General features: G+C 44.3%; 13 protein-coding genes. 9 read left to right on the top strand and 4 right to left on the bottom strand.

Annotation, left to right across the window (positions count from 1 at the left end; translation table 11 throughout):
* Positions 1-33: 33 nt before the first annotated feature.
* The 4 genes from AC3E9V_RS13775 to apbC all read right to left on the bottom strand — a co-directional run bounded on the left by AC3E9V_RS13775 (position 34) and on the right by apbC (position 7429).
* The gene (locus AC3E9V_RS13775; RefSeq protein ID WP_488748707.1) at positions 34-2685 is read right to left on the bottom strand and encodes a D-alanine--D-alanine ligase family protein; all 2652 of its coding nucleotides are present in this window, start codon (positions 2683-2685) and stop codon (positions 34-36) included.
* 354 nt (positions 2686-3039) lie between these two features.
* Positions 3040-6045, bottom strand: coding sequence for a M43 family zinc metalloprotease (locus AC3E9V_RS13770; protein WP_488748706.1), 3006 nt, complete (start codon positions 6043-6045; stop codon positions 3040-3042).
* 1 nt (position 6046) lies between these two features.
* Complete coding sequence (locus AC3E9V_RS13765) at positions 6047-6334, bottom strand: NifU family protein (RefSeq protein ID WP_488748705.1); 288 nt, start codon at positions 6332-6334, stop codon at positions 6047-6049.
* A gap of 3 nt (positions 6335-6337) precedes the next feature.
* Complete coding sequence (gene apbC / locus AC3E9V_RS13760; RefSeq protein WP_488748704.1) at positions 6338-7429, bottom strand: iron-sulfur cluster carrier protein ApbC; 1092 nt, start codon at positions 7427-7429, stop codon at positions 6338-6340.
* A gap of 530 nt (positions 7430-7959) precedes the next feature.
* Here apbC and AC3E9V_RS13755 point away from each other — a divergent pair.
* The 9 genes from AC3E9V_RS13755 to AC3E9V_RS13715 all read left to right on the top strand — a co-directional run bounded on the left by AC3E9V_RS13755 (position 7960) and on the right by AC3E9V_RS13715 (position 24234).
* The gene (locus AC3E9V_RS13755) at positions 7960-9771 is read left to right on the top strand and encodes a 7TM diverse intracellular signaling domain-containing protein (RefSeq protein WP_488748703.1); all 1812 of its coding nucleotides are present in this window, start codon (positions 7960-7962) and stop codon (positions 9769-9771) included.
* Positions 9772-10026: 255 nt separating this feature from the next.
* Positions 10027-13005, top strand: coding sequence for a SusC/RagA family TonB-linked outer membrane protein (locus AC3E9V_RS13750; protein WP_488748702.1), 2979 nt, complete (start codon positions 10027-10029; stop codon positions 13003-13005).
* 4 nt (positions 13006-13009) lie between these two features.
* Positions 13010-14494 (top strand): RagB/SusD family nutrient uptake outer membrane protein, encoded by a 1485-nt coding sequence (locus AC3E9V_RS13745; protein ID WP_488748701.1) that lies wholly within the window; start codon positions 13010-13012, stop codon positions 14492-14494.
* Between the two features lie 58 nt (positions 14495-14552).
* Positions 14553-15935 carry an Ig-like domain-containing protein gene (locus AC3E9V_RS13740; protein WP_488748700.1) on the top strand — a complete coding sequence of 461 codons (1383 nt, stop codon included), beginning with the start codon at positions 14553-14555 and terminating at the stop codon, positions 15933-15935.
* A gap of 186 nt (positions 15936-16121) precedes the next feature.
* Positions 16122-18110, top strand: coding sequence for a glucoamylase family protein (locus AC3E9V_RS13735; RefSeq protein WP_488748699.1), 1989 nt, complete (start codon positions 16122-16124; stop codon positions 18108-18110).
* Positions 18103-19467, top strand: a complete 1365-nt coding sequence (locus AC3E9V_RS13730; protein WP_488748698.1) for a glucoamylase family protein — start codon at positions 18103-18105, stop codon at positions 19465-19467. The genes AC3E9V_RS13735 and AC3E9V_RS13730 overlap by 8 nt, the downstream gene beginning before the upstream one ends.
* Positions 19457-20251, top strand: coding sequence for a carboxylesterase family protein (locus AC3E9V_RS13725; RefSeq protein ID WP_488748697.1), 795 nt, complete (start codon positions 19457-19459; stop codon positions 20249-20251). Before AC3E9V_RS13730 ends, AC3E9V_RS13725 begins: the two co-directional genes overlap by 11 nt.
* 38 nt (positions 20252-20289) lie before the next feature.
* A complete protein-coding gene (bglX, locus tag AC3E9V_RS13720) occupies positions 20290-22614 on the top strand; it encodes a beta-glucosidase BglX (protein ID WP_488748696.1) in 2325 nt (774 codons plus the stop codon).
* A 129-nt stretch (positions 22615-22743) separates the two neighbouring features.
* On the top strand, positions 22744-24234 hold the full coding sequence (locus AC3E9V_RS13715; RefSeq protein WP_488748695.1) for a sulfatase family protein: 1491 nt from the start codon (positions 22744-22746) through the stop codon (positions 24232-24234).
* Positions 24235-24414: the final 180 nt, after the last annotated feature.

Below are 24414 nucleotides of genomic sequence, written 5' to 3'. Positions count from 1 at the left end.
GGTCTTAAAAAAACGAAGATAAGCAAAGTGAATTTATTGCCGCCTCTGTCTCGCGAATCCAAATTCAATAATTTTATCTATAAACTCATATGGTTTCATATTATTGAGTGCTGATTGATGAAAAATAGCGGTGGCAGGAGTCATCCCGGGCAATGAATTGATCTCGATAATTATTGTTTCCACATGGTCCGGATATATCCTTACAAAGGCGTCAATTCGGCAGTAGCCTTCTACCCCTATGATCTCAGCAGTTTTTCGTAAAGTGTCTTTCACCGCTGATGATATCCTTTTATATTCCTCCGGATCATTAGAAAACCTTGCTGGCGTAATGTTCTGACCTTCTCCGGCCAGGAATTTCTCCTCCAGAGATAGTACCTCTCCGCTTGCTAAAGCTTCTGATGGTTCAAATAGTTCATATGTCAGAGAACCGTCCTCATTGAGATGTGTGAGCATTCCACCTGTAATTTCCATAAACCGAGCTGCGCCTTTAGCGGAGATCAATTCTTCTACCAGGAAGAAATTCTTTTGAGGGAACTCTTCATTAGCCTTCAGATTTAAGGTTTTCATAGGAGCGCCCGGAAATTCCATAGTATCCCTGAACATCATTTGACAGAAGGCTTCAAACTCCTCCCTGTTTTTGATCTTCTTTACTGCGGACGAACATCCGTCATCAGCGGGTTTAGCTATAAATGGGTAGGAAAAACGCGTTTCAATACTTTCTGTCAAACCGGTCGGGTCTTTTTTATAATCTTCTTCTTCCACCAACGCATGATCTGCAATGAGGATTCCGTGAGCTTTTAGCTTTTCATTGGTTTCGTATTTATTGATGGATATTTGCGAACTCTCCACGCCAGACCCATTGTAGGGGACCCCATACCGTTCGAGCTCTTTCTGTACCGCACCATCCTCTCCCGGCCGGCCATGTAAAGCGATGAAAGCAAAGTCTACATCTTCAGAAAGGGTCTTATAATCAAGCTTTTGCAGGGTCAGGGCACTTTCGAAAGCAAATTTTTTCTTCAGACCTTCCGTTTGATTTTTTATAGCCTCAATCACCGGATGTTCTCTGTTCTGGTGATGCAGGATCTTTTCTTTGATGTCATCAGCGTTGTCCTTGAGCATAATGTTGATAGGCAGCTGGTAAAGCTGATGTTCCTGCTCGTTTCCGGTTAGAAATACGGGTACAGGGAGGTATTTTGTCGAAGATGAGAGTTTTTCAAAAATATTACGTCCGCTTTCTACGCTGATGTGTCGTTCGGACGAAAAGCCACCCATGATCACGGCTACCTTGATTTTATCCTGCAATTCCGCCGAAGCCTTTTTAAGGGCCTCGTTAAGGTTGTTTTTTAGATTCGAGATCCTGAAGAGCTGTTTTCCGGAGCTCAGACGTGCTTCCAGACTTTTATCAATAATGTAGGTAAGGAACTGAGATGGATTGAGGCCGATCTCTGCCGCCTGGTGAAAGAAGAACGAAGAAGGGAGCATACCGGAGGTGGTATTGGGGTCGTTCAGGTAGACCTGCTTATCTTTTGTGAAAAAGCCATCTATTCGGGCATATACCTGGCTGTTCAGGCTGGTAAAGAGTTTTTCACATTGCTTTCGTATCAACTGAATGTCTTCGTCCGGAAGGTTTATAGGGGTTATCTTCCGGCTTATTCCGGGCAGGTACTTTGATCGATAGTCAAAAAGCTGTTGGGATTTTCTAATTTCAGTAGGTGGAAGCGCTATGGGGGATCCATCCTCATTTTGGATGACTATGCACGAAAACTCCTGCCCCGCGATAAATGACTCTATAAGCAGTTTGGATTCGCCATCAGGTGATTCCAGGATTAGTTCATCATAGGTGTTTTCCAAAAGCTCCCAAAGTTCTTCCGGATGGGCTATCCACTGATTATTGCATAAAACCGGGAAACCAAGTCCTTCGCGTATATCGGTGAACGAGATGAGGAAATTTCGTCTGGCTTCATCAGTCATGCTTTTCCAGGATGCCGGACTGATTTTTTCAATAAAAAATGAGCGGTTGATCCCTGCTCTTAGCTCTTCAGTATCTTTTACAATAGACACTCCAATACTCGACCCCTGATGCGGTGCCTTGATCACTATGGGGTAAGAAAAGCCAGCTTCCAGTGATTTGATGATCTCTTCAGGATTATTCAGCCATTTCTCCCGGGATATAGCGGTATTTTCGGGGGTTTCAAAACCAGCTTCCCTGAGCAGTTTTCTTTGTATGACTTTGTCTATCCCGATGCTACTTGGCAATATGCCCGCACCCGAATAAGGAATCCCATTCCATTCCAGAATTCCCTGGATATTGCCATCTTCACCGTAGGGGCCATGGAGGGTCAGAAAGGCAAAGTCCATGTAGTCTTTCAATTCCTCAGGCTGGAGCTTTTTACCAATTTGCTCAATGGACTTTTCAATAGCCTCAGGATTGTCTTTAACAGACTCAATATATACCTGAAAGAAATGCGGACTCTCGGGTAAATGGTCACTGGATGGATAAAAATCCCGGATCGTACCCTTGTAAAGGTATTGCCAGTCGAGAAGTATAAACTGACCAAGACTATCTACAAATATGGGAACGGGAGTAAAAAGCGATTTGCTAAGATTGTCATAAACAGTACGTCCGCCAGCAAAAGAGATCTCCCTTTCACGGGATTGACCCCCAAAAATAATTCCGATTCTCATGGCTGGTAAAATTAACCCAAGAAAACACAATAGAAAACTTTAAAGTTAAGGTTAACAGATAAACCGTTGAGTCCTCACGGTTTGGAAACCGAATGCTGACGCACGTGACGTCCTGACCAGAGTCGTGTCAGGATCAGTAGCATCGTTCCGGCCTCAAATCAGAAAACTAATCTGTCTCTTTCCCGAGTGGCCTTTTTTCCCGCAGATCTCGCTGAATTTCGCAGAATTACATAGTTTGTTAGTGTTAAATCTGCGCCGATCGGCGTTCAGAAGATTCGGAATCAGTGGAAAAATTAGTTATATAGCAGGGAACAGAGTTACACAGAGGGAAAGGATAGATAACCTCTGTCCGATCTACCGTTTAATGTAAATCCTTCTGGTCAGCAATACATCTTTTCCAGTTACTCTCAATAAATAAAAGCCACTTTGGGAGGGAGCTCTAAGTGTGTAGGTCTGGTTAATGGTATTTGGGAAGTCCTGATCAAAGACTACACGTCCCGTCATATCAACCAAACGCATTCTGACTATCTGTTTTTCCGGAAGATTAAGTGCGACATTAAATTCCCTCGTTGCGGGATTAGGGTATACGTTAAGGCGGCTTTCAAACTCAGGGAGGGTTGGGTCATTGGTTGTCAGTACTTCGATATCATCCAGGTACAGGTTATTGCCATTTCCGTTTGTAAATACAATAGCAATACGAATGTCATCCCAAATAAGATACTCTGAGATATCTATAAAGGCTGTTTTCCAGTCAGAAGGAGTATCCGGAGCAGGTATCCATTCGGTAGTGGAGCTAGTCACAGCAAGTTGCTCGGAGTTGAGGTTAAATACTTCGGTATCATATGTTCGGCCACAGTTAAAGGAAAGCAAAACCTTCAGGTTATCATTAAAACCCAGGCGCTCCGCATACGAATATTTAAAACGTATAGCTGCTTCACGGTAATTTCCGGTGTTAAGATCTGGTGATACGATATAGCTTTGTGTTCCCGGCAGAATAGCAGTAAATGCTTTAGCCACCAGGGCCGTGTTATCCGATCCGGTGAATGACTCCAGCTCTACAGTATCCAGTATGGATTGATTCGTAGGGGATGTATAAGTCCAGGTAAGCGGGGTATCGTAGTTTTCCTTTACAGGGATGGTTTCTGCAGACTGATCCAATATAACCTGGTAATTCAATATATTATTGGTCATTTGTTCATCGTCCAGTCCATTGATTTCATCTATGGTAAACTGAAATTCATTTATCCCCGGATTGAGTTGGTTTTCCAGGTTCAATGGGAATGATTTGGTGAACCCTGAGAGCAGGTTGAGGTTAGTGTAACTGAAGTTTTGGACGACACCATTTACGGATACATTCACCTCTATATCGTCTATCTTCTCATAGCCAAAGTTCTTTATGTCAATGGTTGTATTGATTTCAGGGGAGCACGTGACTACCGGAAGCTTTTCAATTTTTCTAAATCCTACATCATACGCAAGTAAGTTGGTAGAGGTGATATTGATGTCATCGACAAAAATATTGTTTCCACCACCATTTATACCAATAAAGGCTACCTGCAGATGTGGGTGACCTGCGTAATTGGTCAGGTTAAGGCTTACCTCTTCCCAGTCTGAAAAAGAGTTGGTCGAAAAAGCTGTATCTGTTTCAGATGCAGTAGCCAGTTGTTGGCCGTATCGCTCAAATAAATAGTCAGTGGCATAAAAATCATCTCCACAGTTGGTAGATACTGCCACGATCAGCCCATCCAGGTAATAAGTATTAGTGGTGTTTTCAATGGCTCTTGCAGCATAGGCATATTTAAAGTTGATCTGTGCAGAATTGAGGGATGACAGATCCAAAACTTTTGTGATCAGTAGGTCCTGTAGACCAAAGTTTGACTCCTGCTCATAAAATGGCAAATAGGCTGCTTTATTGGTAGCTGAAGAATCCGTGGCAGTGGTGAAAGACCACAGCGAAGTACTTCCGTTTTCTGTGGTACGATACACAGTAGTAGTTTCTTCAAAGTCTTCTGAGAAGGGTAGAAGCTGACTGGAAACTGGTTGCAATACCACACTTTTTGAGTCGTTTTCGGGGTTTCCATCGGCTCCACCATTTACCCGGGTTATCTGAAAAGTGATTGTGTTTTTCTGACTGGCAGGTATTGTAAGTGATTCAAAGCTTACTTCAGTGGTTGCCAGACTGTCGAGAGTGGTAATTACTTCTTTGGTTTCTATAGAAAATCCGTTTAGGAGAAGCTGGACTCTAAAAGAGGTGATGTCATTTGTCCCGTAGTTTCTTACCTGAATGCCTGGCGTAAACGTATCTTCACATGTGGCCTGACTTGGATTAGAGATCGACTTGATCCCCAGATCATCTGCTACATAAACCGGCTCTGCGAGAGCCGGGGAGGTGAGGAGCGTTTTTCTCCTTGGGCTAAACTCCAGCACCGTACGCATCCTTTCCCGCTGGCACAGGGTAAACAAGTTCATGCACTCGTCATCCGTATAATCCATATAGTTCTGGATCATGTCCTTTGATCCGCAGGATTGTTTATCCAAATCACACCCGGAAGTTGAATTGAGCTGAAACGGTGTGTCATCGCAGAAGTCATCCGTAGTGCAGCTCGTTGGCGTATCGCCCCATATGTGTCTCAACCCCAGGTAATGACCAATTTCGTGGGTAGCTGTACGCCCATAACTGTCAAAACTCCCGGTTTCCGTATTTACACCAATCCACTGGTAATCCAGGACAACACCATCTGTGTGACGATAGTTTTCAAGCTCAGATGCAATGCCTTCCAGGTTAGAAAAAGGAAATTGTGCATAACCAAGATTACCACCGGAGAGATTGGTTATGTATATGTTTAAATAGTCTTCCGGAGGCCAGAAGCTAATAGATTTTAATTCCGCATCGTCTGATGGAGCATACTCCACTTCTCCGGCTACACGGACAATTCCTGAGGTGGGCAATCCTTCCGGATCTCTTTTAGCCATTACAAATTCTATTTCAGTATCTGTAGCTACCGGGAGAAACGCTTCCGGCGTATTGTCTGCATCTTCATTGAGCCGACGAAAGTCTTCATTGATGATATTCAGCTGTTCTATAATTTTTTCATCCGGAAGGTTTACACCATCACCAAGGTCCGAACCATCATGGATTACGTGGAATACTACGGGTATTTGGTATACCTGCTGAAGTGATGTTGAAGTGGCGGCCTGTTTGAATTGTTTTTTTAAGACCATACGGTCCTTGAGCCAACCTTCAAACTGAGTTTTTTGCTCAGATCTAATCTGATTAGCCGGGATTTGGTTTGTTGCACACCGGTCTTGTGCCAGGAGCAAAGTAGGGAGGAGACAGAGGTAGAAAATGATCCCCTTCATTTTACATCATGGTTTGAGGTAATCTTGCATTAGGGTCATCAGAGGAGGTAAGGTTTATCGCTTCCACACCTTCTACTTCCGGAACTGCCTTCTTTATCGCTTCTTCCACGCCTGCTTTCAAGGTCATTGAAGACATAGGACATGATCCGCAATTTCCCAGCAACTCAAGCCTGACAATGTTTTGATCTGTAATTTCAAGAACCTTTACATTGCCGCCATCTGCTTCCAGATAGGGTCTTATGTTGTCTAATGCAGTTTCTATTTTATCGATCAGTTCTTTGTTTGCCATGGGTTACGTGTTGATCTCTACTTTTTTTGTTTCAGCCATTGATGCATTTCTGATCGCAACCTGCTGAGCCAGGGACTGAGCCAGGTCCCGAAATGCCTGTGCTGTTACATCGTCTTTCAGCACGGCAGGATATCCTGAATCTCCGCTCTCCCGGATGGCTTGTACCAGGGGAATTTGGCCTAGCAGAGAAACATCAAATTTATCTGCTAAGTTTCTTCCTCCATTTTCACCAAAAATAAAATACTTATTATCCGGCAGTTCTTCAGGTGTAAAGTAAGCCATGTTTTCCACGATACCCAAAACAGGGACATTAATTTGTGGTTGTTTGAACATAGCAATCCCCTTTTGTGCATCTGCAAGCGCTACTTTTTGGGGGGTGGTGACGATCACAGCGCCCGTTACGGGTACTGATTGCACCAGGGTCAGGTGAATATCGCTAGTGCCGGGAGGTAAGTCTATCAGCAAGTAATCAAGCTCTCCCCAGGAAGTGTCTCCTAAAAACTGCTTCAGTGCCGAGCTGGCCATAGGTCCCCGCCAGACTACAGCGTTTTCCGGATCCGATAGGAAACCTATTGACATCAGTTTTACTCCATATTGCTGAATGGGCACAATTTTGTTTTTTCCATCCTCCTGAATTACGCTAGGCTGCTCGTACTCGCAGTTAAACATGGTAGGCACGGAGGGGCCATATATATCGGCATCAATTAACCCGACTTCTGCTCCTGTTTTGGCCAGGGCTACCGCAAGGTTTGCTGCCACGGTAGACTTTCCAACGCCCCCTTTTCCGGAAGCTATGGCTATGATGTTTTTGACACCCGGAAGGAGAGGGGCATTGTTACGGGTGGTCGTCACATTGCTGGACATTTCGATTTCCGTCTTAATATCACCGAAATGTTTTTTGATGGCATTCTCACAATCTTTTCTGATCATTTCCTTCAGGGGACATGCCGGGGTGGTCAGCATTACGGTAAATTTGATCAGGTCAGATGAGGTTTGAATATTGTGGATCATATTCAGGGACACCAGATCTTTCTTCAGATCAGGGTCCTGAACTTCACTTAGCGCTTTTAGTACGTTTTCTCTGCTTAATTCCATTCAAAAAAAGGTTTACCGTTTTTTCGGTATACAATGTTAATGAAGGTTCTACTGTTGGCAAACAATAGTTTACACCATAATGCTAATAAATGACTTTTAGTTTGAAAATGTAGAAATAAAGTGGTCATACAGGTCAATCCCTTGTAGGATTAAGTATGAAGCACTGTAAAACTGTAGTAGGATCATCAGATTTTAGGATGCCTCAATGCCTCATTCAGTTGATATTTCGGTTCATTGAGATGAGGTTTCGGCGCGTTGAGATAGTATTTCGGTACGTTGAGCAGACATTTCGGTGCATTGAGCACATATTTCGATGCATTGAGACAACATTTCGGCGCATTGAGCAAGCATTTCGGTACGTTGAGATGATGTTTCGGTGCATTGAGACGACATTTCGGTATGTTAAGCGTTTATTTCGGTGTATTGACGCCTATTGCGTAGGAAACGATTCGGTATCATTGTCAGTCCAACGGAATTTAGAAACGGATTCGATAACTTCATTTCTAAAGTAGGACTAACTTTATAGCAGTATGTATTTTCTCCTTTTTCAAATACTGCTCTATGCAGCTCCGGTAGTGGTGTCAGAAGGCACTTCTGAGATTGAGCTGAAGATAACAGATCTTGAATTTTACGAAGATCGAAACCGGTCAGTGACCTTTGACGAGATCAAAAGACCTGCATTTCAGAGCAAATTCAACAAGGACCTGAACTTTACTCCCCAGGATTACAATACCAAAGCTGCGTATTGGGTAAAGCTGAAACTTGTCCTCCCTGAAACGGATAAAGGATACCTGCTTGAGTTTTTTGATCAAACCATTGATTCCCTGGACATATACCTGCAGCATGAGGACGACACCACTTTCAGGGTCTTTCAGATGGGAGACTATTATGCATTTAAGAATAAAGCTTTAACGCATAAAAATTTTCAGATTCAACTACCAAAAGCAGGTAATTACCTTGTCTATTTCAGGGTAGCGAGTCATGAGTATGCAGATATCAGGGTGGCGGTACGTAGTTATGATCGGTTTGTAGGTTATGCCCTCGTAGAGTATTACTTGTATGGTATTTTCTATGGTATGATCCTCATCATCTCGCTTTACAATATGCTCATCTACTCGGCTATAAGGGAGGTGAAGTATCTGTACTACACCTTTTATATTATAAGTGTAGGGCTTTTTGCTATGAGTGTGGATGGGATCGCCTATCAATACCTTTGGCCAAACAGTCCCGGGTGGAACCAGATAGCGCATGGTGTGGCATTATTCTTAATAATATTCTGGGCCATTCTGTTCAGTAAAAAATTTCTCAACTTAAGTGCCAGAGCGCCACGGGTGGACAAACTACTCAATGTGGTATTAGGGCTAAGGATACTTTTGTTTCTGGCTGCACTGTTTTTTGAGCCTTCGTTGTTTCAATACCGTAATATTGAGCTTATACCCCTGGTGATCATTTTCGTGGGCAGCATCTTTGTGTTCAGAAGGGGCTACAAGCCGGCCCGTTTTTTTATTGTGGCGTTTGGGTTTCTTTTTCTTGGATTTATTCTGAAAGCTCTCCTGATGCTTTCCGTCATTCCTTTTTACATTCTATCTTATTATAGCTTACATATTTGTTTTGTCTTTGAAATGCTTTTCCTGTCATTCGCTCTTAGTGACAGGGTACGAATATTAAAGGACAACAGGGATCGGGCCACACGTAGAATCATTTTACAGCATGAAGAGAATGCCCGGTTGAAGGATCGGATGAATGCCAAACTGGAATCAGTGGTAGAGCAGCGTACCCTGGAGTTGAGAGAAAAAAACACCTTGCTGTTTCAGCAGAAACAGGAAATATCCGAAATCAATACCATTCTGGACCTTGATAACTGGAGACTTAGAAATAATATCAAATCAATACAGAGAGAACGTCTTCAGAACAAGGAGATGACTTACCCGGAGTTTAAGGAGGTTTTTTCCGGAAAAGAAGATTGCTTAAAAGCACTCAGTAATATGAAGTGGAAGTTGGGCTTTTCGTGTCATAAGTGTGAAAGCCCTTCGTATAGTGAAGGAGCGGTCCCATTCAGCAGGAGATGCAGCAGATGTGGTTATCAGGAATCACCAACTACGCATACCTTGTTCCATGGGATTCGGTTCCCACTAGAAAAGGCATTTTACATCCTCTACGAAACGCTTAACAAGGATCAGTATACACTGTCTGAAATGTCTGAAATTATCGATCTGAGAAAAAATACCATCTCAGACTTTAAGAAAAGGATAAGGAGCTGCACCAAAGAAGAGAAGCAAAAACTCAATGAAATCTTCTTAAACCTGGAAGATTTACCAAAGCCTGAAAAAAATATTTTGTAATATTTAAAGAATTTTTTCCTGCCTGTTTTTCTGTTATCCATCCGATACGGTAATCAAAAAAAATTGGATGATAGAATTTATATACTTATTATAATTGTTATCCAACCGATATTTTGACTCAAATATTTAGAGATGTAATTTCCATATTTATTGCATTATTCTAATATATAATTTTCCTAATTTTTTTGAAAATGAATGAAAATCTCCTAAAGTTGTACCGTGCAATCGTTGTCAAACTATCAATTTCACAAAAGAATGAAGAGAACTATTACAAGTTTAATTTTCTCTCTTTTAGTTACCCTGTCAATGGCTCAAAGTACGACCGTATCCGGAACCATAACGGATGGGGAGAACGGAGAGGCATTGATAGGCGCTAATGTTGTAGAGAAGGGGACCATCAACGGTACCATTACAGACATAGATGGAAATTATCAGCTTACCGTATCGAGTCCTGATGCGATTTTAACGATTAGCTATGTTGGTTACAAGTCAGTTGATAGGCCTGTTGGCAGTCAAACTCAAATTGACGTTGAGTTAGCATCAGACTTATCACAGTTAGAAGAAGTGGTAGTTGTCGGCTATGGTACGGTAAGGAAAAGCGACCTTACCGGAGCTGTATCCTCGGTAAAGAGTGAGGATCTGGTAAAGGTGCCCAATGCAAACCCTGTACAGGCCTTACAGGGTAAAGTTTCCGGTCTTCAGGTATTAAACACCAGTGGAGATCCCGGAGCCACTCCCGTAGTGCGACTAAGGGGTATAACTACCCTGAATAATAACAATCCGATTTTCGTAGTGGACGGAGTGATCATTGAGGAAGGTAACTCGCTTGATTTTCTTAATGCTAACGACATAGAATCGGTGGAAGTACTCAAAGATGCTTCTGCTACGGCCATCTTTGGCTCCAGGGGGAGCAACGGAGTGATTATTGTCACCACCAAAAGAGGTAAAAAGGGGGATGTGCGGATAAACTTCAGTGCAGAGCGGGGCTGGGAGTCCATTGCCAATAAGATCGGGTTGATGAACGGTCGCGAATTTGCAACCTATGTAAATGAAATCACTCCCGGAACCTACAATAACCTGGATGCCCTGCCCAATACAGACTGGCAGGATGAAATCTACCAAAGCATGACCCCTATAGAATCCTATTCGGCTTCCGTCAGTGGTGCATCGGATAAGATCGATTACTATTTTGGATTGGGGTATTTCGCTCATGAAGGGATCGTACCAAAATCGGGTCTCGAACGAATTACCATTAAGATTAACACAAACTATACGATAGTTGAAGGTCTCGACCTGGGGGTCAATCTTTCAGTAGCCTTAAAAGACAAGCAGAATGCCCCTGGGGTGGTCAATACCGCGCTCAGGGCCTGGCCTATAAGCGAACCGTACAACGATGACGGCTCGTTTGCTGAAGTACGGGGCAGTGCCAACGCTCTGGCGGCTATTGAATATTCCAATAGCAGTACCAAGAGCATGGAAAGTGTGGGGAACCTTTTTCTGAAATATGATTTTTTAGATGGCTTTTCGTTTAAAACCAGCTTTCAGTTCTCGTTTGGAATCAACAAGAATAAAAGCTTCACACCCGAATTTTTTGTAGCTCCTTTGCAGCAAAATGAAACCAGTGATATTTCTCAAGGGTATAGCGATAATAGTTTCGTCCTTTGGGAAAATACACTTTCCTATGTGAAACAGTTCGGGGTTCACAGGATCAATGCAGTGGTAGGATATACCGCCCAGGAAGTCAGGTCTGAGTTCCTGTCCGGTTCAGGACAAAACTTACTCCGGGAAAGTGAAAACTTTTGGTATATCAATGCCGCAGATGGAGATCCTTTACTACAGAGTGTTTCCAATTCAGGAGGTCATTCAGCCATTCAATCGGTTCTCTTCCGGGTAAATTATTCCTTACAGGATAAATACTTATTTACGGCGACCTTCCGACGTGATGGTTCATCGAAATTTGGCGTAGACAACCGGTATGGCTCATTCCCCTCATTTGCCTTAGGCTGGAACCTGAGCGATGAGGAATTTTTTCCGGACATCAATTTCATAGACAATGTCAAGATCAGAACGAGCTGGGGGCTTGTAGGGAATGAAAAAATAAACGGAAATGCACAGTTTTCAACTATTTCTTCCGGTAATGGAGCCGTTTTCGGACCGAATGAGCAGTTGTATCCGGGGGCCACACTATCAGGAGCAGGAAACCCGGCTTTACGATGGGAAGAGACTGAACAGTTTGATGTGGGGTTGAATTTTGACTTGTTTAACGGAAGACTGACTTCTGAGGTGGATTATTATGTGAAAACGACTAATGACATTTTGGTGGGTCTGGAACCAGCAGGTTATACAGGTATCGGGGCATTTCAAAAAATTATTCACAATGCTGCTACAGTTCAGAACCGGGGTTTTGAGTTCAATACCTCCTGGAGAGATCAGATCGGTGATTTCAATTATCAGGTAGGAGTGCTTGGGTCATTTGTAGAAAATGAGGTTTTGGATTTAGGGGAAGATATTGGAGCGGACTCTATCCTTACTGCGGGAGATTTGGGAAATGGACAACGCATAGCACAGACTGTGGTTGGGATGCCTATCGGGTTTTTCTACGGATATGAAGTGGCCGGAGTGTTTCAAAATGCCGGCGATCTGGACAAGTTTCCCAGGCTGTCACAACAGCAGGTGGGGGATTTTATTTACCGGGATACAAACGGAGATGGGGTGCTGAATGCTCAGGACCGTACCGTAATCGGTTCTTCTATTCCTGATTTCATATTTGGCTTTAGCACTTCGGTAGGCTATAAGGGTATAAGCCTGGCCCTCGACTTTCAGGGGCAGACCGGAGTGGACATCTACAATGGCAAGCAGGTCATCAGACATGCATTGTTGAATTATGAAGACAAATTTTACAAGCGCTGGACCGGCGAAGGCTCGACCAATGAGCATCCTAGAGCAAGTCAGGGTGGAGTCAATTTTTCTCCATCTGATTATTTTGTTGAAGACGGTTCCTTTCTGCGCTTGCGTACCGCTACACTGAGTTATAACCTGCCGGCAGCCTGGCTGAATACTATCAACGCACAGTCTGTGCGCCTTTATGCCAGGGGAACAAACCTCTTTACATGGACCGAATTTACAGGCTATTCTCCGGACCTGGGAGCAGGTAGCCCTTTGGATGGGGTGATTGACAGGGGGGTATACCCGGTTACTAAAGTCTACAGTGTTGGTTTAAACTTAACGTTCTAATCAAATGAATTACTTAAAATATTTATTCACTATTCTTTTTGTAAGCGTTCTCTTCTCTTGCGGTGAAGATTTCCTGGACCGCCCGCCGCTCAGCGAACTCACTGCGGGCACATTTCCGGAAACACCTGAAGACGCTGTACTGGCTACAAACGCAGTGTACAACTCCATGAGACAATGGCAGATCAATACCGGGGGGCCTCCATTGCTGGATATCATGTCTGATCATGCTACGAAGGGGAGCAATCCCGGAGATGGATCGGATTTAATAGCCTTTGAAGAGTTTTCGTATGACCCGTTTCAGCCGAGGCTCGAGTCATGGTACAAGACCATTTATCAGGCTATCCGTCGGGCAAACCTCGTTATCACCGAAGTGCCCGGTATATCGATGAATGAAAATCTGAAAACGCGGCTGATCGCAGAAGCTCGTTATTTGAGAGGGTATTTTTATTCCATCATGGCCAGGAGTTTTGGGGGTGTACCCATGGTGTTGGAAGTGGATCCGCCGCTTGACTTAGGACGGACTGATGTGGAAATCATCTGGTCAGAAATTATTTTCCCCGACCTGGAATTTGCAGCCGAAAACCTTCCGGAAAAATCCGAATATGCACCCGAAGATCTGGGGCGTGTGACCAGGGGAGCCGCCAAGGCACTTATGGCCCGGCTTTATCTATATCGGGGTAATTATACGGAAGCTGAACGGCTCGCTCTTGAGGTGATCAACTCCGGCCAGTACACACTTGATCCGAGTTTTGAAAATGTATTCAATGAGGACAATGTCGGAGGCACAGGCTCGGTATGGGAAATACCAGCCGCCCCATTGAATTTCGGAAATGGAGGAAACCAATTTGGAAATACACAGGCGATAAGAGGCACTCCAAACAGGGGATGGGGGTTTAACAGACCGGCTTATCCATGGATCTTGATGATGGAGGCCAATGATGACCCACGTATGGATGCCAGCGTCATTTTCCTGGGTGAGGTGCTCGATGGTGTGGAAACCATAGGGGAAGGACCTACGCCGGATACTACCTACAATGATCAGAACGAGATTATTGAAATTGAATGTTATAACCAAAAGGTTTGGCACCCGGGACAGGGCACACTTGAATCATGGGGTCACAACCGGAGGATTATCAGGTATGCGGATGTGCTGCTTATGGCAGCCGAAGCCTTGAACGAAAACAATAAACCTGACGATGCACTCACCTACCTGAATATGGTCCGTGAAAGAGCCAGAGGTGGGGATAACTCCATCCTCCCTGATGTTACTACTACAGATAAGGCGGCATTACGCCTGGCCATTGAAGAGGAGCGGAATTTTGAGCTGGCTTTTGAAGGGCTAAGGTTTTGGGACCTGGTAAGAACAGATCGTGCGGGGGATCTATTAGGACCACTTGGTTTTGTGGAAGGTAAGCATGAATTGTTCCCAATTCCCCAGGTGGAGATTGATGTTTCTGAAGGGAAGATCACGCAAAACCCTAATTATTGATAAAGAAGAATTTTACTCAATCAAATAATAATTATTTATAACTAAAAGAGAATGAAGTATGAAAACAATTAAAAATTTACTGGGACTTGTTTTGACGGCAAGTCTTATAGTATTTGTTAGCTGTAATAAAGACGATGACGGACCAGCAGCTTTGAGTATTGTAAGTATTGAAGCGACCGGAACCGATCTGAGTACAGGTGAAGAGACAACCGTAGATCTGAATGCAGCAACATCTGCTGCGGGAGTTCCTATTGATGCAGTCATTACTATTACTTTTTCAGCTGAGGTTGATGCTGCTACGGTATCATCTACTAGTGTAGCTTTATCAAGTGATGGTGGGGCTGTTGCTACGACGGTCACAGCTACAGGGGCTGCTGTTACGATCTCACCTTCGGAAATGCTGGAAGGTGGTACTGAGTATACTCTTGCCGTGGATGCTACGGTCAAAGGAAATGATGGTGGGGAGTTTACAACAACTTCCAGAACATTCACTACAGCAGGAAGAGCTGCAGTCGTGCCTCCAAGAGTAGATGATCAAGTACTTTATTTGAGTTTTGATTTTCAAGAGGCAGTAGATGGAGCCGGTTCACACACCGTATCAGCTTCCGGATTAATGTACGGTGAAGATAGGCTGGGTATCCCAGGTTCAGCGGCAACTTTTGATGGTACAGGTGCTAATATCGTTGAAGTTGAGGGTTCTGACCTTATTCCTTCGTCTATCACCATTAGCTTCTGGATGAATACATCTTCTTCTGACTATCATGGTCAAGATGGTCAGGATTTTCCACAGACCAGATTCTTAATGGGATTGGGTGCCGAAAGAGGATACTTCCTTGAATTGGGGCGAAGATCTCAAGACCCTACTGCTGAGGCTTTTGAGGAGTTCTTTTTCAAAGTTCCGACCAATCATGTAAATATTGGTAATAACAGTGAGAGTGTTCCTCAGGCCACCGCTTGGTCAGAACTTAATTCAAACCTGACAGTGAACGAAAATCCGGATGCAAGTGGATGGAGTTATGTACTGGAGCAAATCAAGGACAATCGAGATTACATTAAGAACGAGGCGGTTGATAGCTGGGCTCATTTTGTTATGACTGTTGATGCGGATGCCCAGACCAAGACAATGTATATCAATGGTGTGAAAATTGCCACTTTCCAATGGTTATCCTCCGGAACAGACTGGCTTTTCAAAGACCTTTCATTGAAGGATATTCAGAATGATGGTTCTCCGGCTGACGGTGTTGACGCAACATTAGCTATAGGTTTTGGAGCCGGTAAAGATCATACTGCCACAGGATTCATGAATTATTCAACTGAAATTGAAGAAACTACCGGAAAGTTGATAAACTTCTATAAAGGAAGTGTGGATGAATTCAGGATTTTCAGTGTGGCATTTACTGATACTGAAGTAACCACCCTTTACGATGCAGAAAAACCATAAGTAGATTTAGATTACTTGAGAGCCGGGGATTTCCTCCGGCTCTTTTTTAAAACTATGACTATGAGAAGAATATTCGCTACGATTTTGAGGGTATTAAAGCGGTCCGTTTTGTAAAAAATAACATTTCATAAGCCGCCATTCAGCTTCCCAGACAGGAGCCTGATTGTTGTTCTTAGAATTAAAAGTATGAATTACTTTAAAGTTTTTGTGATTCTGGGTTCCTTTTTTTTGGTGTTGATCTCCTGTAAGGACGAAACACCAGAGGATAAGCAACCACTGACCATGCAACTGACCGCCCTGAGGGTAGGGACCGTGAGCTTGCTATCCGAAACGGAAGAAATACCATTTGACCAACCCATCATTCTGTCTTTCAGCAATCCTATTGATAAAAATACAGTTGAGGAAAATGTGAACCTCAAAGGCCCTGATGATGAACTCCTCGAACTCTCCTTTGCTTACCTCGATAACGACAAGACCATATCAGCTGCTATTCATGAAGGTCTTCAGGTCAACACACCGTATACAGTGTCCGTCACTGATGGAATAAAAGGAATAAATGGGGAAACCTTCCCCGGTATTGAAAAGACATTCACAACCAGCAACCCGCCTTTCTATGTGCATCATGCAACAATTGATGAAACCATAGTGGATAAAAATATCAGGATCAGGGGCATTGACTTTGCACCAACTATCAGCGTTGCCTTTTCAGAAGCCATCTCATCTACTGTATTAGCCGACTTTGTAACCCTTACCAGGGGAGGAAACACATTTTCCTTAAATGCAACCCAGGAAATGGATTCTGTTGTAAGTTTTTCACTTGCAGCAACCGACCTTGATGGATATGGGAAGTACAGGTTCTCTATAAAATCCACCCTGGCAGGGGAGCTAAACAGGCCTTTTGATGGCTATCAATTTGACTTTCACACCAAACTCGACTCTACCCTCAAATTTCCCGAAATAACCGATGAAGCACTTCTCACAAAAGTCCAGGAGCAAACCTTCAAATACTTCTGGGACTTTGGACACCCAACCAGTGGCCTGGCAAGAGAAAGAAATACCAGCGGCGAAACAGTTACTTCAGGGGGTTCCGGATTTGGACTGATGTCTATCGTTGTGGGGATGGAGCGGGGATTTATTACCAGGGAAGAAGGAGTCAACCGGCTGGACAAGATTATTACTTTTTTAGGAGAAAAGGCAGACCGTTTTCATGGTGCCTGGTCGCATTGGCTGAATGGTACTACTGGAGAGGTTATTCCTTTCAGCAGCAATGACGATGGCGGAGACCTGGTGGAAACCGCCTTTATGGTGCAGGGGTTGCTCACGGTGAGGCAATATTTGGACCCTGCTAACACACAGGAAGCAACTATAATTGCTATGATCAACCAGCTATGGGAAGCCGTAGAGTGGGACTGGTATACTCAGGGAGGTCAGAATGTGTTGTATTGGCACTGGTCCCCTAACTTTGGATGGGAGAAAAACCACCGGATCACCGGATGGAATGAGGCCTCAATTGTTTACGTCCTGGCAGCTTCGTCCACTACACATGGTATTGATGCCGAAGTTTATACCGAAGGGTGGGCACGAAGTGGGGCCATGGTCAATACCAATAATAATTCATACTATGGCTACACCCTGGATCTCCGAAGCGATCGGGGAGGACCATTGTTCTTTTCGCATTATTCTTTTTTAGGGCTTGATCCCAGGAACCTTTCAGATCAATATGCAAACTACTGGCAGCAAAATGTAAACCATACATTGATCAATCAGGCATATTGCATTCAAAACCCTAAAAATTATGTGGGTTATGCTCCGTATTCCTGGGGACTTACAGCCAGTGACAATCATCAGGGGTATAATGCACACTCACCAGATAACGATTTGGGGGTGATCACCCCAACAGCTGCCATTTCAGCTATCCCATACACTCCGGAAGCGTCTATGAATGCCATCAGGCATTTCTACTACATCCTTGGTGATCGACTGTGGGGGCCACATGGGTTTTATGATGCATTCAACTTTACGGAGGACTGGGTGGCTTCATCCTACCTCGCTATAGATCAGGGACCCATTATTGTGATGATCGAAAACCATAGAACCGGGCTGCTGTGGGACCTTTTTATGAGTGCGCCCGAAATACAAAACGGACTGGATAAACTTGGATTTACGTATGAATAATTTTTTGAAATTATCACTTCTCATGTTGATTCTGATGGTGCAATCCTGCAACTGGAAGCAAAAAGAAGCTGTGAATAATATTACCACTATAGATGAAGATTCTCTTTTGAACCTTGTGCAGCGGCAGACTTTCCAGTATTTCTGGGAGCGTGCAGAGCCCAATTCAGGCCTTGCATGTGAGCGAGTACATATGGATGATGTTTATCCCAGCAATGACAAGAATGTTGTTACGTCAGGAGGCTCAGGGTTTGGGATCATGGCTATTTTGGTTGGCATTGAAAGAGGATTTATCACCCGGGAAGAGGGAGTGGAGCGATATGAGAAAATCCTGGATTTTCTGGAAACAGCAGATCGTTTCCATGGTGTTTATCCCCATTGGTGGTATGGCGATACAGGTAAAGTAAAGCCATTTAGCAAGAAAGATGATGGTGGTGATCTGGTAGAAACAGCCTTTCTCATGCAAGGACTGCTGGCTGTAAGACAGTATTTCCGGGAAGGAAGTGAACAGGAAAAAGCACTCGCAGAACGTATAGACAAAATATGGAGAGATGTAGAATGGGACTGGCATACAAAGGACACCCTTCAAGGGGGAGCAAAGGAGGATGTCCTCTACTGGCACTGGTCACCGAACTACGGTTGGGAAATGAACTTCCCTGTGGGAGGATATAATGAATGCCTGATCATGTACATACTGGCGGCATCTTCTCCTACTCATAGCATAGAACCGGAAGTGTATCACAAGGGTTGGGCTTTAGATGGTAAAATTGAAAGCGATGCTACTTATTACGGATATGACCTTGTGCTTAATCACTACGAGCATAATGATGCCAAAGTTGGCCCCTTGTTTTGGGCACATTATTCCTACTTAGGGCTTGATCCCAGGGGATTGAAAGATAAATACGGAGAGTATTGGACTCTGAATGAAAGTCATGCAAAAGTGCATCATGCTTACTGTAAAGAAAACCCGGAAGGCTATGAAGGGTATGGTGAAGATTGTTGGGGGTTGACATCCAGCTACTCTATGCGCGGTTATGCAGGCCACAGACCAGGAAATGATCTGGGCGTGATTTCGCCTACAGCCGCACTTTCTTCATTTCCTTACACTCCCAAAGAAAGCATGCAGATGCTGAAGTTTTTGTATGCTCCGGAGCGAGATTCCCTTATCGGGAAGTATGGTCCTTATGATGCATTTAGCTTCGAATCAGACTGGTATTTGCCCAGATATCTTGCTATAGATCAGGGACCTATACCGGTTATGATTGAAAACTACAGAAGCGGCTTACTCTGGGATCTGTTTATGTCTGCTCCTGAGGTGCAGGCAGGCTTGAAGAAATTAGGTTTTTATTATGAAAAATAGTCCGTTAAGCATATTGTTTTGCTCCTTTTTCATATTATCCAGTGGGCTTTATGCACAACCTGATACCGAGCTTTATGAACCAAAACAGTTTCATCAGGCGGAAGGTACGCTGAATTACAGGATCCTTTACCCGGAAAATTTTGATGCAGATCAAAAGTACCCTGTTCTGCTTTTCCTGCATGGAGCAGGAGAAAGAGGATCGGATAATGAGAAGCAGTTAATTCATGGAAGTAAGTTGTTCCTGGACTCCTTATTTCGTAAAGATTTTCCATGTGTGGTGATCTTCCCACAGTGCACTGCTGAAGATTATTGGGCGAATGTGTCTGTCGACAGGAGCAGCTATCCGCTGAACATAACCTTCAAAGATGAAGGCGACCCCACGCAGGCTATGTCCCTGGTAATGGCTCTAATGGATTCTATTTATTCATTAACCTATTCAAAAGATGATCAGCTATATGTTGGCGGTTTATCAATGGGAGGTATGGGCACATTTGAAGTTTTATGGAGAAAGCCTGAAATGTTTGCCGCTGCTTTTCCCATTTGTGGAGGAGGGCATCCGGCGACAGTTTCAAAATATGCCAGCCGGGTGAGTTTGTGGGTGTTTCACGGAGCAAAAGATGATGTGGTTCTGCCTTCGTACTCTACCGACATGGTTATTGCCTTACAAAAAGCAGGTGGAGATGTGAAGTATACCCTTTACAAGGAAGCAAACCATAATAGTTGGGATAGTGCGTTTTCTGAGCCAGGCTTGTTCTCCTGGCTATTTTCCAATAAGCAGAGGTAGAAGTTTTACAAATGAGAGAAGGGAAATCAATAATGACAATGAAAATTAATTTCAAAACACCGAACATACTAATGTTAGTTGGGCTCACCTTTATTTGCAGCTGTCAATCACCACAGGATAAATCAAAAGCATCCGTTTTTCGGCTTAAAGCAGATTCCATCATTCAGCTGATGACACTGGAAGAAAAGCTTGGTCAGCTTAATTTACCTTCAGCTGGGGAGATCACCACAGGCCAGGCTTCTAACTCAGATATCGCTGCAAAAATCAAAGAAGGTAATGTAGGTGGATTGTTTAACATACGGACTGCCGAAAAGATCAGGGAGGTACAAAAGGTAGCAGTGGAAGAAAGCAGGCTGGGCATTCCATTAATCTTTGCCATGGATGTGATCCACGGTTACAAAACCGTATTCCCAATACCCCTGGGCCTGTCGTGCAGTTGGGACATACCATTGATCGAGCAGTCTGCCAGGGTAGCTGCTCAGGAAGCTTCAGCAGATGGCATTGCGTGGACCTTTTCACCTATGGTGGATATAGCCAGAGATCCAAGATGGGGGAGAATTGCAGAAGGTGCTGGGGAAGATCCTTACCTGGGGAGCGAAATTGCGAAAGCAATGGTACGTGGCTATCAGGGTGATGACCTGTCCAGAAACAATACCATAATGGCTTGCGTAAAGCACTTTGCTTTATACGGTGCGGCAGAAGCCGGCCGTGATTACAACACAACCGATATGAGCAGGCTGCGGATGTACAACGACTATTTTCCTCCATACAAAGCAGCTGTAGATGCAGGTGTAGGCACAGTGATGGCTTCCTTCAATGATGTAGATGGTGTTCCGGCCACAGGCAGCAGGTGGCTGATGACAGAAGTTCTTCGTAATCAATGGGGCTTTGACGGTTTTGTCGTCAGTGACTACACAGGGGTTAATGAAATGATAGCCCATGGTATGGGAGATCTGCAGACAGTTTCTGCATTGGCGCTTAAAGCAGGTATAGACATGGATATGGTAGGCGAGGGATTTTTAACTACTTTGGGGAAATCACTAGAAGCAGGCAAGATCACCGAAAAACATATTGATCAGGCGGTTCGCCGGATCTTGATCGCAAAGTATGAATTGGGGCTGTTTGATGATCCGTACCGATACTGTGACCCTGAGCGAGCAAAAGCGGAGATTTTCACTGATGAAAACAGGCAAATAGCCCGAAGGATTGCAGCCCAGTCATTTGTCCTGCTCAAAAATGAGGGTTCTGCACTTCCGCTTGAGAAAAGCGGTTCTATTGCTTTGGTAGGTCCGTTAGCGGATAATAAGCAAAACATGGTTGGTACCTGGAGTGTGGCTGCTGATTTTGACAAAGCGACTTCTATAAGGGAAGGGCTGGAGCAGGTAGCAGGTGACCAGGTGCAAATTCGATATGTAAAAGGAGCAAATATCTATCCTGACCCTAAGCTGGAATCGCGGGTGAGTACTTTCGGTAAACCTACAAATCGAGATGATCGATCTGAAGCTCAACTGATTCAGGAGGCAGTCAGAGTGGCTGCTCAATCTGATGTGGTCGTTGCAGTATTAGGTGAAGCATCAGAGTCATCCGGAGAGAGTAGCAGTATGACTGATATTGCACTCCCTGAAAATCAAAGAAACCTTTTAAAAGCATTATTAAAGACAGGAAAGCCTGTGGTAATGGTTCTGCTGGCAGGTCGGCCCATGGCTATTAAGTGGGAAGCTGAAAATGTTCCGGCAATTCTTAACGTATGGTTTCCGGGGAGTGAAGCCGGGCTGGCCGTGGCTGATGTGCTTTTTGGGGACGTAAACCCTTCCGGGAAACTGAGCGCCACCTTCCCGCAAAATGTAGGTCAGGTACCCATCTATTACAGTCATAAGAATACAGGCAGACCTCTTCCGGAGGGAGCATGGTTTCAGAAGTTCCGGTCCAATTACCTGGATGTTCCCAATGAGCCGCTGTACCCTTTTGGTTATGGGCTTAGCTATACCTCATTTGAATATGGGGAGATTTCGGTATCCGCAGATTCATTGAAGGGTGAGGATTCCAGGTTAACAGTAAAAATTCCGGTGAGCAATACCGGGCAGGTAAAGGGTAAAGAAGTAGTTCAATTATACATACGGGACATAGTAGGCACGATCACCAGGCCGGTCAAAGAACTTAAAGGTTTCCAAAAAGTTGAACTGAATGCCGGGGAGGTCCGGGAGGTGACTTTTGAAATCGATACAGATGATCTGAAATTCTATAATTATAAGAACCCGGGAGGACACGAAATGAAGTTTGACTGGGAGTCCGGAGATTTTGAGATCATGGTAGGTACTAATTCCAAGAACGTTAAAAAGGTAAAAGTGCATTGGGCCAAATGACCATGCTGAAACTTAAATAGCTTATTTCGTTACAGTTTGTGTTTGTGGAATGACTCTTCAGGGAGTTATCCATTATTCTTTTTAATGGATGATTCAGACAGAATCCTCCTCGAATAAAAATGATAATATATGAAATATTTACTTCTATTTTCATCGGTGTTTGTTCTTCTGGGCTGCTCCAGACAATCGAAATCAGTAGAGGATAGTGTTAAAGATCAGAAAAATGTGGTGTTTATTCTGAGCGATGACCATCGTTATGACTTTATGGGGTTTACCGGTAAGGTTCCCTTTCTTGAAACTCCCAATATGGATCGGATGGCAAACGAAGGAGCCCACATTCAAAATGCCTTTGTAAGCACGGCTCTGTGCTCTCCAAGTCGTGCAAGTATTCTTACCGGCCAATATGCTCATAACCACCGGGTAGTGGATAATCAGTCGTTGGTACCGGAGGGTACTACATTTTTCCCTAAATACCTTCAGGAAGAGGCCGGTTACCAGACAGCATTTATTGGGAAGTGGCACATGGGCGAGCACCATGCCGGCCCGCGCCCTGGCTTTGACTTTTGGGCGAGCTTCAGAGGGCAGGGGGTATACTTTAACCCCACGATCAACTTTAATGGGCAAGAGCAAATTTTTGAAGATTCCGCTTATGTAACCGATGTACTTACGGACTATGCCATTGATTTTGTAAGGAACAGAAATAAGGAAAAGCCGTTCTTTATGTACCTGTCGCATAAAGGGGTACATGCGGACTTCAAACCTGCTCCCCGTCACCAGGGTAAGTATGAGGATGGAGAAGTTGCTTACCCGCCCACGATGTTTCCTCCGGACCACCCCAGAAGCACAGTGACTGCAGAAGAATACAATTACGAAGACTTACCAAACTGGGCCAAAGAGCAGCGCTATAGCTGGCACGGTGTGGATTATATGTATCACGGGCAGATCAGCTTTGAAGATTTCTATAAACGCTACTGCGAGACACTTCTGTCTGTAGATGAGAGCATCGGTGCGGTCCTTGATTACCTGGAGGAGGAAGGGTTACTGGAAAATACGATCGTGATCTATATGGGTGATAATGGCTTTTCATTTGGTGAGCACGGATTGATCGATAAGCGGCAGGCTTATGAAGAATCGATGCGAGTACCAATGCTGGCTATGGGTGGTGGAATTCCTGCCACTTCCAAAGTAGAGGAGGTCATTCAGAATGTAGATATTGGGCCTACGGTGATGGATATAGCAGGACTGGAGACCAAATCTCATATGAACGGCAATTCGTTCAAAGAACTTCTTTATCAAAAAAACCTGGAATGGCGGGATACGGTATATTATGAATACTTCTGGGAAAGACCATTTCCACAGACACCTACCGTACATGCGGTGAGGACTTCAAAATACAAATTCATCCGCTATCATGGCGTGTGGGATATAAACGAGCTCTACGATATTGAGAACGATCCAAATGAGATGCGTAACCTGATTCGCAACCCTGAATATCAGGATGTGGCCAATGGACTTAGGGATGCATTGTTTACCTGGCTGGAGGAGACCGGAGGAGAATCCATGCCACTGAAACCTGATCATGGGAAACGATTTGATCACCGGTACCGAGGAACTTATTGATTCACGCGAATATTCGAAACCCCGACTAAAAGTCTGACCGACCGTGTCTGACCGACCGTGTCTGACCGACCGTGTCTGACCGACTGTGGCTAATCTCGGCAACTTTCTGGTCAGGCTTTGGCCAGACCGAAGTTTGTTTTGAAAGAGGGGGAAGGTGAGTGTGATTTAGGGATGGGGTTT

The sequence above is a fragment of the Marinoscillum sp. HNIBRBA16962 genome (assembly GCF_057801515.1).
Note: the sequence above shows the minus strand (reverse complement) of the source record. Positions and strands in the feature narration are given on the sequence as shown.

Coding starts and splice junctions, on each gene's coding strand:
- AC3E9V_RS13765 (WP_488748705.1), bottom strand. CDS start 6,334: ATGGCAAACAAAGAACTGATCGATAAAATAGAAACTGCATTAGACAAC.
- AC3E9V_RS13745 (WP_488748701.1), top strand. CDS start 13,010: ATGAATTACTTAAAATATTTATTCACTATTCTTTTTGTAAGCGTTCTC.
- bglX (WP_488748696.1), top strand. CDS start 20,290: ATGAAAATTAATTTCAAAACACCGAACATACTAATGTTAGTTGGGCTC.
- AC3E9V_RS13715 (WP_488748695.1), top strand. CDS start 22,744: ATGAAATATTTACTTCTATTTTCATCGGTGTTTGTTCTTCTGGGCTGC.
- AC3E9V_RS13770 (WP_488748706.1), bottom strand. CDS start 6,045: ATGAAGGGGATCATTTTCTACCTCTGTCTCCTCCCTACTTTGCTCCTG.
- AC3E9V_RS13730 (WP_488748698.1), top strand. CDS start 18,103: ATGAATAATTTTTTGAAATTATCACTTCTCATGTTGATTCTGATGGTG.
- AC3E9V_RS13750 (WP_488748702.1), top strand. CDS start 10,027: ATGAAGAGAACTATTACAAGTTTAATTTTCTCTCTTTTAGTTACCCTG.
- AC3E9V_RS13725 (WP_488748697.1), top strand. CDS start 19,457: ATGAAAAATAGTCCGTTAAGCATATTGTTTTGCTCCTTTTTCATATTA.
- AC3E9V_RS13755 (WP_488748703.1), top strand. CDS start 7,960: ATGTATTTTCTCCTTTTTCAAATACTGCTCTATGCAGCTCCGGTAGTG.
- AC3E9V_RS13740 (WP_488748700.1), top strand. CDS start 14,553: ATGAAAACAATTAAAAATTTACTGGGACTTGTTTTGACGGCAAGTCTT.
- AC3E9V_RS13735 (WP_488748699.1), top strand. CDS start 16,122: ATGAATTACTTTAAAGTTTTTGTGATTCTGGGTTCCTTTTTTTTGGTG.
- apbC (WP_488748704.1), bottom strand. CDS start 7,429: ATGGAATTAAGCAGAGAAAACGTACTAAAAGCGCTAAGTGAAGTTCAG.
- AC3E9V_RS13775 (WP_488748707.1), bottom strand. CDS start 2,685: ATGAGAATCGGAATTATTTTTGGGGGTCAATCCCGTGAAAGGGAGATC.